Here is a 16032-nt window from a genome sequence, read left to right as displayed (position 1 = left end):
AACCGGCACCGCTGCACCTGCTGGCGCCCGCACCTCATTGCGGGTCAGGCATGTCGGAAGGCGTCGCAGATTCCTATCCCGTGACCGAGATGCAACGGCTCATGCTCTCGAAGAGCATCCAGCATGGCTGCGGCGTTTATCGGCCCCAGATGGTGTTCGAAATCACGGATCCGGATTTTTGCGTTGATACATTCAGGCAGGCAACGAATGTCCTTTTCGCACGTCACGCTGTGCTGCGAACCCGCTTTGCGAAGGTAGGGGAAGATGACTTCATGCAGATGGTTCAGGAGCGCGCTGCTCCCATCATTGAATGCACAAACCTGCTCGGGATGTCGGCCGCGGACCAGGCTGCGGTGATCAGCCGATATCTCGCGCAGTCCGTCGCAGACAGTTTCGACGTTGCAGCTGACGCACCGCTGATTCGCTTCGATCTGTTCTGGCGCGCCCAGGGAATGTGGCAGCTCGTGATGACTACGCACCACGCCATCGAAGACGGCTGGGGCATGGTTGAGCTCCTGGCCGAGTTGGAGCAGGTTTATCGTCAGATATCTGCGGGTGCCGTGGGCGAGGCTGCAACTGTTGCCGTCAACGGCATGAAGGAGCACGTGGCATTGGAGATCCAGGCGGCCGACAATCCTCTCGCGCGGCAGTTTTGGGAGCATCGTATTGCAGACGTTTTGCCCATGATGCTGCCGGGAGTGCAGCCTGCCCACGTCGATGGCACCGAGGTGCATGAATTTGCAATTACTGGGAGCAGACTGCAGGAACTCAAACATCAGGCCGCGATGAGCCATGTTCCGCTTAAGATCTTGTTCCTGGCTGCGTACTCGAACAGTTTGGCGCGCGTGCTCGATCGTCGGCAGGTGGTCGTGGACGTCGTTTCGAACGGTCGCAGCAACCGCCTCTCTGACCCTTTGCATGCGCAGGGCCTGTTCTGGAGTTTCCTGCCCATCGGTGTTTCAAGCATGTCGCTGACCAGCGAGATGCTTCGCGAGCTGCATGCGAGCGTGCTCGATGCTGAGGCGCACGCCGCCTTTCCAGTGCGAAAACTCCTCCGCGCGCAGGGTGTCACTGATCTCACGTGCGCAGCCTTCAACTACGTACACTTTCACCACGACCAGCCGCAGCGCGCTGCCTTGATGCGCTACGAATACGGCGTGGATCGATTCCATCACCCACTACAATTGGTTGTCTCGCTGTCTCCGGATACGACCAACGTTCACGTGGCCTTGCACGCGGTGGCGACACCGGTGGTTGCACAGATTGCTGCGGCGCTAGGCCGTGAGCTGGGTGCGTGGATCGCGGCTGAACCAACATAGCCTGAAGTAGCACCATGAAGTTGACCCTGTCGCACTGACTGGTTGGGACTTGATATCAAGTCGGATCGAGAGTGCGGGAGCAGAGATACCCGCCGGCGGCGTGGCGACTGTCACGCAGACGCCGACGGTAGGTATCCCGTGTTCAAGGGGCGCGGGATTGCGTGCGAGCGTCCTGACCTGTTCCCTTCCACCGTGCCACTCATTCGGAAGGAGTCCGGGTTGATGACCCTGCACCCGTTTCAGTACCGCCCAGAAGTTCGGACTCCCGATTGCTATGACATCGCCGTTGCTGCCTGCAGGCAGCAACGGCGGGCGAATTCGGCGGGGGTGGCCCATTCGAGCGCAGAGTGGGGGCGCGTCTCGTTATAGTGGCTCCGCCAGGCCCCGATCTTGGTCTTCGCGTCGTCCAGTGACAAGAACCAATTCGCATTCAGGCACTCCTGACGCAGTCGGCCGTTGAAGCTCTCCACGCCGGCGTTGTCGGTGGGCCTGCCAGGCCGGCTGAAGTCCAACTCCAGCCCGCGCTCGTAGGCCCATCTGTCCATCACCTTCGAGATGAACTCGCTGCCGTTGTCGGATTTGAGGGTCTTGGGCAGCCCGCGCTGCTCGGTGATGGTGTTCAACACTCGCACGACGTCCTCCCCCTTGAGGCTTTGGCCGACCTCGATCGCCAGGCACTCCCGCGTGTACAAGTCGACTACCGTCAACATGCGCAGCTTGCGGCCATCGGACAGCGCATCGGCGACGAAGTCCATGCTCCAGATTTCGTTGATGGCGTGGGCCAGCTGCTTGGGTTGCCGCAGCTTGGCCGCCTTGTTGCGCCGAGGCCGCTTCAGCCTCAGCGACAGGCCTTCCTCGCGGTACAGCCGGTACACCCGCTTGACGTTGTCGGGGTGGCCTTCGCGGCGCAGCATCACGTGCACACGTCGATAGCCGTAGTGCACGCGCGTCTCGGTGATGTCCTTGATGCGCATCTTCAGCGCCGCGTCGTCCTTCTTGACCGGCCGGTACAAGTACGTCGACGCCGACATCTTCACCATGCGCAACGCGTTGCGCTGGCTACAGCCGAAACACCGCATCAAATCGGGCACCAACGCCCGCCGCAGCGAATGCCCTAAACTTTTTTTGCCACGATGTGCTGCAGCATCGCTTTGTCCAGGCTTAGGTCCGCCACGATCTGCTTGAGCTTGCGGTTCTCTTCCTCCAGCTGGCGCATCCTGCGCAGCTCCGAGGGTCCCACGCCACCGTACTTCTTGCGCCACACATAGAACGTCGCGTCGCTGACGCCCATCTTGCGACAGACCTCCTCCACGCTCGTCCCCAGCTCCGCCTGCTTCAACGCATACGCGATCTGCTCATCGGTGAACTTGCTCTTCCTCATGGCACGCTCTCCTGGCCCATCGTCGGGCCTCCATCATGCCGGGATTCCTGTTACCGAACGGTTCGAAAGTCGGGGACAGGGTCACACCTATGCGGTTGTAATTGATGGCGTTGCTAAGCAGATTGACCTGGACTTGACGTAAGCGGGGCCAAGTCGCGACACTCTTTCAGCGACGAGATGCGCCCCGCGACTGCGACTCGGTCGTCCGGATGTGTTGCCGTCGGAGTAATACTGACCCACCGCGCCGGAGTAAAACTGACCCGCCTGGGATGAAGATGGCGGCTTTGTCCGCCGATGTTGACCCAGGAGCAAGCAGTGGAGATCAAGGTTCTGGCCCGGCGGGGCGTGAGCATTCGGGAGATGGCACGGCAGTTGAACTGTTCGCGCAACACGGTGAGGCGGTACCTGCGCGACGAGGAGGCGAGGCACTACGGCCCGAGGGCACCGAGGCCTACCAAGCTCGACGCGTACAAGGACTACCTGTTGGGGCGTATCGAGGCGGCCAGGCCGCACTGGATCCCGGCGGTGGTGTTGCTGCGCGAGATCACCGAACTCGGCTACAGCGGCGGCGTCACGCAGCTCAAGCAGTTCATCAACGAACACCGCTCAGTGGCCGAGGAGCCGGTGGTGCGTTTCGAGACACCGCCGGGCAAGCAGATGCAGGCCGACTTCACCCATATCCGGCGCGGTCGCAGTCCGCTGCTGGCCTTCGTCGCAACCCTGGGCTACAGCAGAGCGGCCTGGGTTCGCTTCACTACGAACGAGCGCGCGGAGACGTTGTGCGAGTGCATTGGCCAAGCCTTCGAGTACTTCGGCGGCGTGCCGCAGCACGTGCTGTTCGACAACGCCGGCACCATCGTGGTCGAACGCGACGCCTACGGCGAGGGGCAGCATCGCTGGCACAGCAGGATGCTGGAGCTGTCCGAGCGGTACGGCTTCGCACCACGACTGTGCCGGCCCTACCGAGCCAAGACCAAGGGCAAGGTCGAGCGCTTCAACTCCTACCTCAAGGGCAGCTTCTGCGTCCCGTTGGCTGCCACGCTCAAGCAGGCCGGGCTGAAGCTGGACGCACAGGCGGCCAACGCGTATGTGGGCCGCTGGCTGGCGGAGGTGGCCAACAGCCGGGTCCACGCCACAACGCAGGAGCGACCCGATCGACGCCTGCTGGTCGAGCGGGAGGCGCTGCTGCCGCTGCCGCAGGTGAGCCGACCGGATCTGCCGGTGCGCCAACTGCGGCACCTGCCTGTGCCGGTGGAGAGCCTGCAGCACCCGTTGTCAGTCTACAACGAGCTGCTGCAGGTGCCGGCATGAACCTGCAGCACGAACGCATCACCAGCCTCTGCGGCATGCTGAAGCTGGAGCGCATCGCCAGCGAGTGGCCAGCGCTCGCGCAGCGTGCGGCGCAGCAAGATGCCAGCCTGGCTGACTTCCTCGAGCAGGTGCTCGTCGAAGAGAACAACGCCCGTCTGGAACGCCAGCGCAGCGCGTTGCTGAAGATGGCCACGCTGCCGTCGGTCAAGACGCTGGAGGAATACGACTTCGGCTTCGCCAGCGGTGCGCCACGGAGCCAGATCCAGGATCTGGCGGCCCTGAGCTTCGTCGAGCGCGCCGAGAACGTCGTCTTCCTCGGCCCCAGCGGCGTTGGCAAGAGCCATTTGGCGCAAGCCCTGGCGTACCGGGCGGTGATGGCGGGCATCAAGACGCGCTTCATCACGGCGGCCGACCTGATGCTGCAACTGGCCACGGCCCACAAGCAAGACCGACTCGAGGATTACTTCAACCGGGCGGTGGTGGGCCCCAAGCTGCTCGTCGTTGATGAGATCGGTTATTTGCCCTTCGGGCGCGAGGAGGCGACGCTGTTCTTCAACGTCGTGGCCAAGCGGTACGAGCGCGGCAGCATTGTGCTCACCAGCAACCTGCCGTTCAGCCAGTGGTCCAGCGCCTTCGCCGACGACCAGACCCTCACGGCTGCGCTGCTCGACCGGCTGCTGCATCACGCGCACATCGTGCAGATCGCCGGCGAGAGCTACCGCCTGAAGGACAAGCGCAAGGCCGGACAGGTCAAGCCGAAGAATTGACGCAATGAGGCCCCGGGTGGGTCAGATTTACTCCGACGCCATCGCCGGAAAGTGGGTCAGTTTTGAACCGACGTTGACAGCACGCCACCGACACCGCGGAATGCCTCGGCCGCAGGCACGCCATACCAATGTCGATTTCATTCGCAAGCAAGGCTTCGGTTTGCTCAGTGCTTGCGATGTCGCGCACGTCCATGTCGAGTTCGGAGAAGTGCGCCTGCAGCCGGGCTGCGAGCCCAGGCAGCACCGGAATGGCCAACGAAGGAGCGATGCCGACCCTGAGTCGGTGCTTCTCCACGCCCCTTGCACGACGCGCCAGGTCTGCCAGGCGTCCCATGGACGCAAGTTGCACGCGGGCCTCGGGCAACAGCGCTTTGCCGGCGGGCGTCAACACAACTCCCCTGGCGTGCCGAGCGAACAGCAGGACCCCTAGCAGGCTGCTGAAATACTGCGCTGAAGCACCTACCTCGACCCGCGAGCTGATGGAGTTTCGGTAGCTGCCGTCGCGAGGAGTGTCAGAAGGGCCATTTCCAGGCCGGTTCGCCCCTGTGGAGGGCCGAGTTGCGCACCTGCGCTGCTCATCTGGCGCCTTGCAGACGGACCTGTCCCAGCGAGCGCATGCGCACCAAGTTGTAGGCCGCCATGTTCAGCACGAACAACTGGTCCACCTTCTTGAGTCCGCGCACCATCACCTGCCGGATCGAGCCGATGGTCTTGGCCCACCCGAAGGCCTGCTCGATGCGCTTGCGGCATTGCATCGACAACGCGTACCCGTCGGTCTGGGCGATCTCATCGGGCACCGCCGAGCGACGCCCCGACTTGTTCTGCGCCACATGAGGCTCGACCTTGAGCTGCTGCAACTCGGCGATGAACTGCGCCGCGTCGTAGCCCTTGTCTGCACCCAGCGTGATCTCTGCCTCAGGGTTGACCTGCCGGGCATCGTTGATCATGGCCCGGGCCGCCGCGCGCTCGGCATAGCCGTCTGCCTGAGTGACCACGGCATTGACGATCAGGCTGTGCCGGTTGTCCATCAGTGTGTGGCCCATGAAGCGCATCTCGCTGGCAGTCTTGCCCTTGCAATACAGGCGGCTGTCTGGATCGGTCTTCGATTCGTGCGTGTCGTTGCTGCGCGGCTGGCCCCGGAAGTCGCTGCCATCGTTGCTGCTGCCACCGCCCGCGTCGTCGTCGTCGCCGGCCTTCTTGGGCACAAAGCTCTTGTGGCTGGCCCACGCCTGGATCAGCGTGCCGTCCACACTGAAGTGTTCCTTGGACAGCCAGTTCTTGCGCTCGGCTTGCGCCAGCACTTCGTTGAAGAACGCGACCACCGCATCATGCTCGATCAAGCGCTGTCGGTTCTTGCTGAATACCGTGGGCACCCACACGTTGTCGTCCATCGATAGGCCGATGAACCAGCGAAACAGCAAGTTGTATTGCACTTGCTCCATCAGCAGTCGCTCCGAGCGCACCGAGTACAGCACCTGCAGCAACATCGCCCGTAGCAGCTTCTGCGGGGCGATGCTCGGACGCCCGCCCTTGGCGGCGTCCTCATACATGTCGGCGAACATGTCTTCAAGCTCGATCAGCGCGTCGTTGACCATCGCGCGTATCGCCCGCAGCGGATGCGTGGCCGGCACGAAGTCGTCCAGCTTCTTGACGCTGAACAGGCTCTCGGTGAAGGTGTCGGGACCGCGCATAGGTGGCAACAAGATTCAGGTTCGGGTGCTGGGTGACACTGTGCCGCATCTCCGCCAGGATGCGCTGCCGACGGCGAGGTATTTCAGCAGCCTGCTAGTGGAGGATGCGGTCAGTATGATTGAGGAGCATCACCCTGGACAGACCATCTGGGTTGAAGCCAGGAACTAGCTGATCGGAGAGAAGGAGGCAACTTGAGCCAGAAGCGCGATCACAAACAGCTTGAAGACGATGTGCGAGCCGCAGTCCGGAGCTTTGCTGCCTCGCTCACTTCAGCCAGCCAGGGCGTGGCCGATATGTCAGCGCTCGTCCGGGTCACCTCAAGGGCATCGCTACTCAATCTGGCGCACTGGGAGGGGTTGATTCGCGACGAATTCCATGTCACATGGCGCGCTGCTGAGCGTTCCGAGAGCAGCAGATGGCGAACGTTGCTCCCATCCAGTCGTTCGAAGGGAAGGGCTGAGCCAGCGAGATTCTTGACTTGGATCGACCTGAGCCACTGGGATGGCTACGTTCGTGAGAGGACACTACGGAGTCTTTCGGGTTCCGCGCCCAACAGCTTTTTCTTTGCCTTGGCTGCACGCAGGCTCAATGACTGGGTGCCTCAGGTTAGAGCGGCAGCGAGAGAGGTCGTCCCCAGACTGGCTGAGTCTTCGGACCCGGAGCTGGTGGCGGAGGCGCTGTGCGCGCTGCTGCCGACTTGGACCTCCTGGGGCCGTCTTGAAGAGTCGGACAAGGACGTTATCTCAGAGCTCGTCTCCCTTCCCGAACTCGCCACACCGCTCACCCGCAGGCTACTCGTTTCATCAACGGGACCCATGTCTGCGGTTTTGGCCCAGATTCAACGGTGGACGGTCCTCGATGAGCATTTGAAGGTGATCGCGTCAGAGGCGGTGCAACCCGCGGTACGTGCGCGAGCCTATCGAAGCATGCTTCTAGGAAAGGCTGTGTGGGTGGAAGGGCGTAGCTGGCGGTGGACCGATATCAGGTACCTGCAAGGCCGCCTGAACAACGTTCTAGGTGAGCGACGCCTGAGTCACGTCCCTGTGCTCTTGGAAACCCTGAACGCCGCCGCACTTGATCGCTCGTCGATTGTCCGCCGCGTTGCTGCTGAGGCGCTCGTCCGTGAGATCGACAACCTCGGCGAGGCCGTCATGCCCTTGGCTCGCAGGATTGCCGATGACCCGTCGCCTTCGGTTGCAGAGCGAGGGGCGTTCGTTCTGCGGCAGCTGGCGATCCGAGCGGCGGAGACTGCTGCTCGGAGTTCCGTTAAGCCGGCGGCTGCTCCATGAGAGCAGGTCTGACCGGCTCTAGCAGGCTGCTGAAATACCGTTTCTAGACATGCTTGCGGAAAAGCTGGACCTGTCAGAACGGCTCACAATCGATTTTCTGCACCAGCTTGAGGGCTCAGGCACCCCGCAAAGAGGCTCAATCGGAGATATGAAAACGGTATTTCAGCAACCTGCTAGCAGCGCGAGCGGCGAGCAATCCATGCTGCGCACCGAAAACTATTCCTCATGGTCGCCGGACAGAGGGAACCAATCATGCCACAGCAAGGAGCTTCGGCGAGCTGAGTTTTGGTGGGAACGGCAATCGCCCAGCGTTGAAGTTTCAAACGGCGGCCGTCGCAGGATCGGGGCAACAGATTCGTCGACCGTCCCCGAAGCCGGGCCTCGGAAACGCGCGGTGGGCGGGGCATACCAGCTCGCGTGTCCTCCATGCTCGAACGGAATGCTGGACTCGAGCGTTGCACGCGTCGCCGCAGAGGACGTGAACGAAGACAGCCGGTTCTACTTTGCAAGGGAAGTTTTTATGAGTGCGTCGGATTGTGAAGGGGAGCAAAACTTCTTCGTCGCGGAAACGGCTCGGTTAGACATTTTCGCCGAATCAGGCGTACATGTATACGCCAGATTTCGGCGGTTCGAGTATGAGTCGCTAATGCTGTTGCGTGATGAAATCAATGCTGAATTTAATGAGTGGCTACCCGTTCTCGAACTTGTGTCTAAGAATCAGGCCACCGCAGAGCAACTAAATAATGCCCGCAGCAGAATAATAGAATTTCGGCGGCAGCATATTGGGTTGAAAACGGTTGGTGCGGAAAAGGAAAAGCCCGCGCACGCTCTTACGACTCTTATGCTTTTTTGCCTCGAGAGCTGGCCAGCTCAGCCCGATGAAATTCCGAAAACGGCCCTTGTTCAGGATATCGATGAATTCGCCATGATGTTCATCGGCTCCTATGGAGGGGGCAAACGTCTGCTTGAGATATTGAAGAAATGTTTCGGAGTGTAGTCAAAGAATGGACTTGGGGCGGGCTTGTTCACCGGTTGCGGCGTCTTGGCGAACCAACCAATAAGTCCCACTGACCGAAGACCTCCTCTAGCAGGTTGCTGAAATACCGTTTTCATATCTCCGATTGAGCCTCTTTGCGGGTGCCTGAGCCCTCAAGCTGGTGCAGAAAATCGATTGTGAGCCGTTCTGACAGGTCCAGCTTTTCCGCAAGCGTGTCTAGAAACGGTATTTCAGCAGCCTGCTAGGCGGCCATCCTCCTTCGAGGGGCGAATGAAGACGCCTTCGCCGAAGGGGCCGATGTCCCGAGCGAAGGGCATCGAGCTTTTCGCCGATCGGCCTCCGGCCTCTCGAAAGGGCCAAAGCCGTCTGCACGAGACGGGTTGTACTGGTTGCACATGAGTTCATCGTAATCGGCACGCCGCCTATGAGTAGCGAGGAAGCGGCCTCACCCTCATGCCGGGGATTTGGATTTCACCTTCGTGGGGAAGTACGTGGAGGAGAACCGGGGATACTTAAGAAGATCTGGGGCGAAGCGGTGTTTGCTCGTCAGCCCCAAGCGCGGGCAGTCGACGCGTCGAAGAACTGCACCTCCCTGCCGGCCGAATCCAGAAAAGCACGAGCATTAGCCTTCAGTCGAATATTACTCTCGGAGTGCTCGACTCCGTGCGCGTCTGTCGGCCCATCGGCACAGTGCGGCAAAGGCCCGAGCGCGGGTCAGGCCAGTAAAAACTCAAGCCCACCCTCACTCGCCAGGCAAGGGGCTTCCAACCTTCCAATTCGAAGAATGCCTAAGAGCTTGCTTCAACTCATCCGCCGTTAGCTGAGGATGAAGTCTTGCTTGATTCATACGCGCCAGTTCCAAGCCTCGCTTGCCAGCGATATCAAAAAAGGCATAGGCAATTACCTTGTTCTCGCGAAAGCCGGTTCCCTTTATGTACATGATGCCCAGAAAATTTAGCGCCGCAGTAGAGCCCTGTCGCGCGGCTTTTACGTACCAATTGGCCGCCTTCCGAAAATCCACTTCGGTTCCGACACCCTCATAATAGACCCTCCCCATGTTCTCTTGAGCTATCGCTGCGCCTTGATTCGCAGCCTTTTCTGTCCAAAGCAATCCAAGCTTTAAATCTTGCGGAACCCACTTCCCCGCGAAATAGATGGCCCCGAGATTTGCTTGTGCAGCAGTATATCCTTGATTTGCCGCAAGAGAATACCACTTTACGGCCTCGCTGTAGTTGCGCACCCTCCCTTCCACCTCGCTGTGCATCAACCCTTGCACGAACTGCGCGGTCGCAACTCCTTCGATTGCCGCCGATTGACTTAGCCGTTCAGCCGCTTCGACATTTCTCGGGACTCCTCTTCCTTGTAGGTACATGAGGCTAAGACTACCGCGAGCGTTCACATCGCCTGCTCTTTCCAGCGCGGCGAACGCTGCTGCCGCGGCGTTGAAATCGCCGTGTTCATACGCAGCCACCGCCTTCAAATATTCAGCTGACGCAGGCGGGGGCGCTGATGTCGCCTGAAATGGAATTAGGAGGCACCAGCAATAGAGCAACACGAATGCAAGCTTTTTGTACATGTGAGAATTGTCGTTTGTGCGGTCCGTCGCGCCACCAAAGTGCGCACATTCCTACCATGTAAGTTGTGGGCTACCCGCGAGGAAGCACGCGCAAGAATGAAGATGAACAGCGCTGCGAGACCATCGTCCATGTCCGCCGGGCGCGAGTCGGGCCGGACGAGTAAGTAATGCCGACGGCCATGTTGGTTTTGAGTTAGTCCAGAGTGCCGACGAAGTATCGACATTGTGCAGAGCGACGATACTTCTACAAGCGGGACAGCGCTGGAACGCACTCGCCATCTTCGCCGATCGTGCGAATGTCACACGTATCGTAGGACGCACATGCGTTGGCTACATGTCCATCGGCAGTCATCCTCTCGCTCGCCGCACCGGTCATCCTTTGGACGAATGCCACCTGCGCTGCCTCCGGGACTTCGTAGCAGGTAGGTCTAGAGTCCGATCAACCCGAGATGGAGATCGGACCGATGAAGAAGCGATACACCGAGGAGCAGATCATTGGCTTCCTGCGCGAAGCGGATGCAGGGCTGCCGGTCAAGGAGTTGTGCCGCAAGCACGGCTTCAGTGAACCGAGCTACTACGCCTGGAAAGCCAAGTTCGGCGGCATGAAGGTGTCGGACGCGCAACGCCTGAAGGCGCTGGAAGCCGAGAACACGAAGCTGAAGAAGCTGTTGGCCAACTCGATGCTCGAAGTGGACGCGATGCGCGAGGTGCTCAAGGGAAAGTAGTTGCCGTGTCGGCGCGACGCGAGGTCGTGCGGCAGCTGCAGGCCCGGGGCCTGAGCGAACGCCAGGCGCTGAAGCTGATGGGCATGAGCCCGAGCACGCTGCGCTACCGACCCCGCGACGACGGCAATGCGGCCCTGCGAGAGAAGTTGAAGGAGCTCGCCGGCCAGCATCGCCGCCACGGCTACCGAATGCTGCATAGCAGGCTGCGCATTGACGGCTGGGCCATCAACGTCAAGCGCACCTACCGCATCTACCGCGAGGAAGGCCTCATGGTGCGCAAGCGCCGGCGCAAGAAGCTGCCGGTGCCCGAGCGCCAGCCACTGCTGCGACCGACGCAACCCAACGAGGTGCGGAGCATTCGTAAGCTCCCCCTGTGAGTAGACAACCGATTTTTGGAGAATGCGGCGTCATAGGAAGGAAGAGGCCGAATGAGGAAGAGCAAGTTCAGCGAGAGCCAGATCGTGGCGATCTTGAAGGAAGGGGAAGCCGGAATGCTGGTGGCCGAGGTGTGCCGCAAGCACGGCATCAGCGCGGCGACGTACTACGCGTGGAAGAGCAAGTACGCTGGGGCCACGGTATCGGACCTGACGCGCATGCGCGAACTCGAAGCCGAGAACGCGCGGCTGAAGCGCATGTACGCGGACCTGGCGTTGGAGAACGCGGCCATCAAGGACGTGCTGTCAAAAAAGTTCTGACGCCGTCCGCGAAGCGGCAGGTGGTGCAGGTCATGGTGACCGAGCATCGCTTGTCGATTGCGCGAGCCTGCACGGTTGCAGGCTTGTCGCGGGCGGCGTACTACAAGACGCCGGTACTACCCCAGGAGAAGGATGCCGAGGTCATCGACGGGCTCAACGGCGTGGTGGAGAAGAACGGCCGCTGGGGGTTCTGGAAGTGCTTCGACCGGCTGCGCCTGGATGGCCGGCCATGGAACCACAAGCGGGTCTGGCGCGTGTACTGCGAGTTGGGGCTGAACATCCCGCGGCGCACGAGAAAACGCATCCCCAAACGAGTTCCGGTCCCGCTGGCGGCCACCGGCTTTGTCAACGACGGCTGGGCGCTGGACTTCATGCACGACGTGCTGTACGACGGACGGCGGTTCCGCACGCTCAACGTGATCGACGAGGCCAACCGCGAAGCGCTGGCCATCGAGGTGTCGCAGTCCATCCCTTCGACGCTGCTGATCAGGACGCTGGATCGGTTGATCGAGTGGTACGGACCGCCGAAGTCAATCCGCATGGACAACGGCCCGGAGATGACCAGCCATGACTTCGTGAAATGGGCGCAGCGCAACGGCATCGCGCTGAACTACATCGAGCCCGGCGAGCCGAACCAGAACGTGTACATCGAACGATTCAACAAGACCTACCGCACCGAGGTGCTCGACGCCTACCTGTTCAGCTCGATTGAACAAGTCAAGGCGATCACCGAGGAGTGGATGACGCAGTACAACGAGTACCGACCGCATGACTCGCTGGGCGGCATTCCGCCACGCCAGTTCATGCCACGTTTGACGACCACAACCGCTGCAAACTTCAGTATTCAACTGTCTGCTTGACAGGGGAGCTTACGCATTGACTTCGTGTTCGACGAACTGGCCAACGGCCGGCGGGTGAAGACGCTGACCGTCGGGGACGACTGCAGCAAGGAGGCTGTGCAGATCGCAGCCGACACCTCGATCCCGGCGCTATACGTCACGCGCGTGCTCGACCAGGTCAAAGCCGAGCGCGGGCTGCCCAAGGTGATCCGCACGGACAACGGGCCGGAGTTCGCCGGCAGGACGATGCAGCGCTGGGCGGCCACCAACGGCGTCGAACTGCGCTTCATCCAACCCGGCAAGCCCGTGCAGAACGCGTACATCGAGAGCTTCAACAGCCGCTTCCGCGACGAGTACCTGTCGCAGCACTGGTTCGCGAGCCTCAGCCACATGCGCAGCGTCATCGACAACTGGCGCGACGACTACACCCACCACCGGCAGCACAGCACCCTCGGGTACGTGCCACCGTCTGTGTTCGCCGCGCAGTGCCGCCAGCTCGCTGGCGGCACTGCGCAAACCACCGCATCAACTACGATGCAAGCCCTTGGGCTCTAGATCGAAGTGCTACGAAAGCCGGGGGCAGCGCAGCCGCTGCAGACCTTTATCGAGGGTGCAACGCTGGCGTACGATAAACAGCTGGATCAGATCAAGCAGACACCTCACACCGATACGGCCGTCGCTTGACGGCTTGTCTGTCAGATCAAGTCTCGACTAGGACACATGAGCTTGATCCAGTCGGCTAGGCTCAACGGTATCGACCCCTGGCGCTACCTACGCGACGTCATGGAGCGGCTACCGACTCACCCCGCTGCTCGCATCGCCGAGTTGCTGCCGCATCGCTGGACGCGACCCTCGACAGAGTGATCGACGACCGTGCTCTGGCTGGCATGTGATAGCCGGACGCGTACTTAAATGCGACAGCCAGCGCCATCCGTTGGCTATATTCAGCAGTGGGCTACGGCGCCTTCGTGGCGGAAAGCAGAGCCGCCATCGCAGCGCTACTTCTCAGGAGACCTACTTGCAGCGGGCTGCCTGGACCGGAGCGGAATGGGCTTGTTGATATCAAGCTCGGTTAGCGGCCACTTCTCGCTGAACAATTCACGCAGCTTCGCAAACTGATCCACGGACCTTGCTAAGCATTCTGCCGGAGGCACATAGGGCTGCTTGTGATCTGGAAGCCAAGGCACAGTGTGCGGAGGACCTCCAGCCAGGTACTCCACGCGAAGCCAAAACTCGTCGCTCCATGGCCCACCTTCTGAACTCAGCACGAAGGTCATTGGGTGACCCCGCCCGCCAATCACGTCGCGAAAGCCGCTAAAAGGGGCTTCTGCCACGAACCTGATATCCAAGGTCATCGCAGCTTCAAACATGTGTCGCCGTGCTTCCTTCAACTCGTCGCTGTCGGACACACGAAAGTCAAAGGCAGCACAAGTGATGAACGGAGCATCCACTCCCATCTTGGGCAATTCAGGCTTGCAGCTAGACAGCCCAACGGCGACCATGCAGAGCACGGGCAGGCTCATGACGCGCTGCGGCAGTACGGGCACGGAGACACGGCCTAGGCACCAGGCCAGAATTCTTGCAGCGGTCTGCGTCATCAATACTCCAGCACTCCCTGAGACTTGGTCTAGTTTTACGGGCGCGCCCAGTCTGTCCCTCATAGTCGTCACAGCGGCACGCTGCAGTAGATGGTCGCCGGCAGCGGAACCAAGACGGCCGTTTCAAAGATGGCAGCCCGCACGGCGTGTCTCCGCCAGGCAGCCTTCCGGGCGCACATCAACCAGATGGCACCAGTGACGTGTCACAACCCTCTCGCGATCGTCGTCGGTTCAACCTGCGAGCAACCGCTCAAGACCTAAAGCACAGGAAGGGATGTGAAAGCGAGAGCGGCTTCGACTTCTCGCACACTGACCCTGCTCTGCGTGCGGACCATCAAGGTATTCATCATCGCTATTACAGAAAGCGTGGCGGCTCATGGACCGTTGCCATGCCGAAGTCCGGGAGCCGCGGAACCGGTAAACTGAGTCGTCCGAAACCAGGTGTTCTACCTTGAGAACTATGAGCAAAGCGACCGCATTGGACCTTATGTCGAAGGCAACCATGGGGCTTACGAAGCTTCCGGTTGCCACTGCCGGAGAGGTCGCCACCGCAGAGGCCGAACTGCGGCAGCCGCTACCTGATGCGTTGAAGGATTTCTACGAGTCCGTCTCGAACGGGCTGAAATTCGGGAGGCTACGGATTCTTCCGGTCAAGTCGATTTCGAACTTGAAGAATACGGCTGAGTCGATTTCCCGCCACAATGACATCCGCTATAGCGACGGGTTCAACGGAGATCCGGCGACCTTCGCTGAGTTCTTTGTTTTTGCCATCGAGAATTCGAGCCGATGTTTTGCATTCAAGCGGGGTTCAGATTGGGTGTGGGAATGGGTGCAACATGAGGAACAGGTTGTGGAGCTCGATCACCAGTTTTGGGACTGGCTCGTAGAAGCCCTACGTCAGGAAGCCCACCTACTACGCTTCAGACCGTAATGCCACAAGTGAGGTACTTGAACGTCGCTTGGAGTCATTTCCATCCCGACGAGTCGCACCTGATCTACCAGGAAATGGACGATCCACTGTGGGAGAGTCGCAAGGCGGAGTGAACGGCGAACGGAGGTTTGTTTGGCGACGCATCCGGTCAAGGTGAATACCGCGGCGGCAGCCTCCTTGCGGACCAGCCCCATTCCGAGCCTGCAGGAAATCAAGGAGGAAGAAAAGCTCTGCGCCGAACTGACCGATCGATAAGAATTTGATGGCTGTTGCGCTAACTGCTTGCTGCTTCGACGTTCCCTCGTTGGCGAGCCGCTATAGCTAAATCGGACGGCTGGCAGTGCTCTGCGGCGCGCTAAGCGACCGCCGACTCCGCCAATGTGGTGAGTTGGGCGCTATTGAGCACCTCGTGTCCGATTTGCCGCAAGTCGGAGAGGTACGACGGTGGCACTTTGAATTCGTGGAGGCGGCCATCTCTGTGCCGATATGCCACGGTCCAAGACATTGCCTTCAAAGCTTCGTATTCCTTTGCCGGATCGATAAGGTCGACGTGCGCACCCCCATCCTTGTTCGCAGCCCCTATTACTACACCGGCTGCATTCTTCGCGATTCCTTCTCCCCACCACTTGTTCGCGCAAAGTGTAGAGGGGAATGTTTCATCAACCTGGAATCGCGGTACGTGCTCAAAATCTTCTACCTGTTCTAGCGAAGCTTTCAATGGCATGCAGGAAAGCTGCGTCGTGAGCCAGCGGCATTTGCTGACTTGGATTTCTACCGACGACTGAACCTGTAGGGACTTTCCGACCCCGAGTTGCGCCAGAAGGGAAGGACCTTGGCCCGAATGGATGATTACTCGAAGAGCGCCGGCAATACGAATCCCTTCCTCACGCGCCTCGGCGTCAAACGCAGCGC

At 60.5% G+C, this 16032-nt stretch carries 14 protein-coding genes and 2 pseudogenes; 11 read left to right on the top strand and 5 right to left on the bottom strand.

Translation table 11 applies throughout. The features are described from left to right. The first annotated feature begins 50 nt into the window (after window positions 1–50). Entirely contained in the window at window positions 51–1319 is a 1269-nt protein-coding gene (locus N7L95_RS29795) for a condensation domain-containing protein (protein WP_435870134.1), read from the top strand. A gap of 272 nt (window positions 1320–1591) precedes the next feature. Here the strand turns inward: N7L95_RS29795 and N7L95_RS28710 are convergent. Further along, window positions 1592–2700 (bottom strand): IS3 family transposase gene (locus N7L95_RS28710; protein WP_435870127.1). Its coding sequence is split into 2 segments (ribosomal slippage): window positions 1592–2448 and window positions 2448–2700, totalling 1110 coding nucleotides; the frame shifts between segments, so codons are not numbered across the junction. Between the two features lie 294 nt (window positions 2701–2994). Between N7L95_RS28710 and istA the strand changes: the two genes are divergently transcribed. Beyond that, the gene (istA, locus tag N7L95_RS28705; protein WP_301255746.1) at window positions 2995–4011 is read left to right on the top strand and encodes an IS21 family transposase; all 1017 of its coding nucleotides are present in this window, start codon (window positions 2995–2997) and stop codon (window positions 4009–4011) included. Beyond that, window positions 4008–4778, top strand: a complete 771-nt coding sequence (gene istB, locus N7L95_RS28700; RefSeq protein ID WP_301255747.1) for an IS21-like element helper ATPase IstB — start codon at window positions 4008–4010, stop codon at window positions 4776–4778. Before istA ends, istB begins: the two co-directional genes overlap by 4 nt. Here the strand turns inward: istB and N7L95_RS28695 are convergent. Continuing rightward, complete coding sequence (locus tag N7L95_RS28695) at window positions 4762–5127, bottom strand: LysR substrate-binding domain-containing protein (RefSeq protein ID WP_301261034.1); 366 nt, start codon at window positions 5125–5127, stop codon at window positions 4762–4764. The two genes, istB and N7L95_RS28695, sit on opposite strands and share 17 nt — an antisense overlap. 226 nt (window positions 5128–5353) lie before the next feature. Then, a complete protein-coding gene (locus tag N7L95_RS28690; protein WP_301261033.1) occupies window positions 5354–6469 on the bottom strand; it encodes an IS5 family transposase in 1116 nt (371 codons plus the stop codon). Between the two features lie 192 nt (window positions 6470–6661). Here N7L95_RS28690 and N7L95_RS28685 point away from each other — a divergent pair, with 192 nt between their 5' ends. Both N7L95_RS28685 and N7L95_RS28680 read left to right on the top strand, forming a co-directional pair. Next, a complete protein-coding gene (locus tag N7L95_RS28685) occupies window positions 6662–7759 on the top strand; it encodes a hypothetical protein (RefSeq protein WP_301261032.1) in 1098 nt (365 codons plus the stop codon). A 49-nt stretch (window positions 7760–7808) separates the two neighbouring features. After that, window positions 7809–8756 (top strand): hypothetical protein, encoded by a 948-nt coding sequence (locus tag N7L95_RS28680; RefSeq protein WP_301261031.1) that lies wholly within the window; start codon window positions 7809–7811, stop codon window positions 8754–8756. Window positions 8757–9498: 742 nt separating this feature from the next. Here N7L95_RS28680 and N7L95_RS28675 read toward each other — a convergent pair. After that, on the bottom strand, window positions 9499–10332 hold the full coding sequence (locus tag N7L95_RS28675) for a tetratricopeptide repeat protein (RefSeq protein ID WP_301261030.1): 834 nt from the start codon (window positions 10330–10332) through the stop codon (window positions 9499–9501). Between the two features lie 464 nt (window positions 10333–10796). Here N7L95_RS28675 and N7L95_RS29790 point away from each other — a divergent pair. The 4 genes and pseudogenes from N7L95_RS29790 to N7L95_RS28650 all read left to right on the top strand — a co-directional run. Then, window positions 10797–11434 (top strand): annotated as a pseudogene (locus tag N7L95_RS29790) (transposase). Between the two features lie 51 nt (window positions 11435–11485). Then, a protein-coding gene (locus N7L95_RS28660; protein ID WP_435870126.1) for an IS3 family transposase occupies window positions 11486–12612 on the top strand; the annotation gives its coding sequence in 2 pieces (ribosomal slippage) (window positions 11486–11747 and window positions 11747–12612; 1128 coding nt in all). A 15-nt stretch (window positions 12613–12627) separates the two neighbouring features. Then, complete coding sequence (locus N7L95_RS28655; RefSeq protein ID WP_363324904.1) at window positions 12628–13146, top strand: integrase core domain-containing protein; 519 nt, start codon at window positions 12628–12630, stop codon at window positions 13144–13146. A gap of 165 nt (window positions 13147–13311) precedes the next feature. Next, window positions 13312–13455: pseudogene (locus N7L95_RS28650) on the top strand (transposase domain-containing protein); the annotation flags it as partial. 134 nt (window positions 13456–13589) lie between these two features. On the opposite strand, the gene N7L95_RS28645 reads toward N7L95_RS28650, so the two are convergent. Continuing rightward, complete coding sequence (locus tag N7L95_RS28645) at window positions 13590–14189, bottom strand: hypothetical protein (RefSeq protein ID WP_301261025.1); 600 nt, start codon at window positions 14187–14189, stop codon at window positions 13590–13592. 460 nt (window positions 14190–14649) lie between these two features. On the opposite strand from N7L95_RS28645, the gene N7L95_RS28640 reads away from it, so the two are divergent. Together N7L95_RS28640 and N7L95_RS28635 are read left to right on the top strand one after the other, a co-directional pair. After that, window positions 14650–15120, top strand: coding sequence for an SMI1/KNR4 family protein (locus N7L95_RS28640; RefSeq protein WP_301261024.1), 471 nt, complete (start codon window positions 14650–14652; stop codon window positions 15118–15120). A 132-nt stretch (window positions 15121–15252) separates the two neighbouring features. After that, the gene (locus tag N7L95_RS28635) at window positions 15253–15375 is read left to right on the top strand and encodes a hypothetical protein (RefSeq protein WP_301261023.1); all 123 of its coding nucleotides are present in this window, start codon (window positions 15253–15255) and stop codon (window positions 15373–15375) included. The last annotated feature ends 657 nt before the right edge of the window (window positions 15376–16032 follow it).

It is taken from the genome of Eleftheria terrae (assembly GCF_030419005.1).
GTDB classification, from domain to species: Bacteria; Pseudomonadota; Gammaproteobacteria; order Burkholderiales; family Burkholderiaceae_C; genus Caldimonas; species Caldimonas terrae.
Note: the sequence above shows the minus strand (reverse complement) of the source record. Positions and strands in the feature narration are given on the sequence as shown.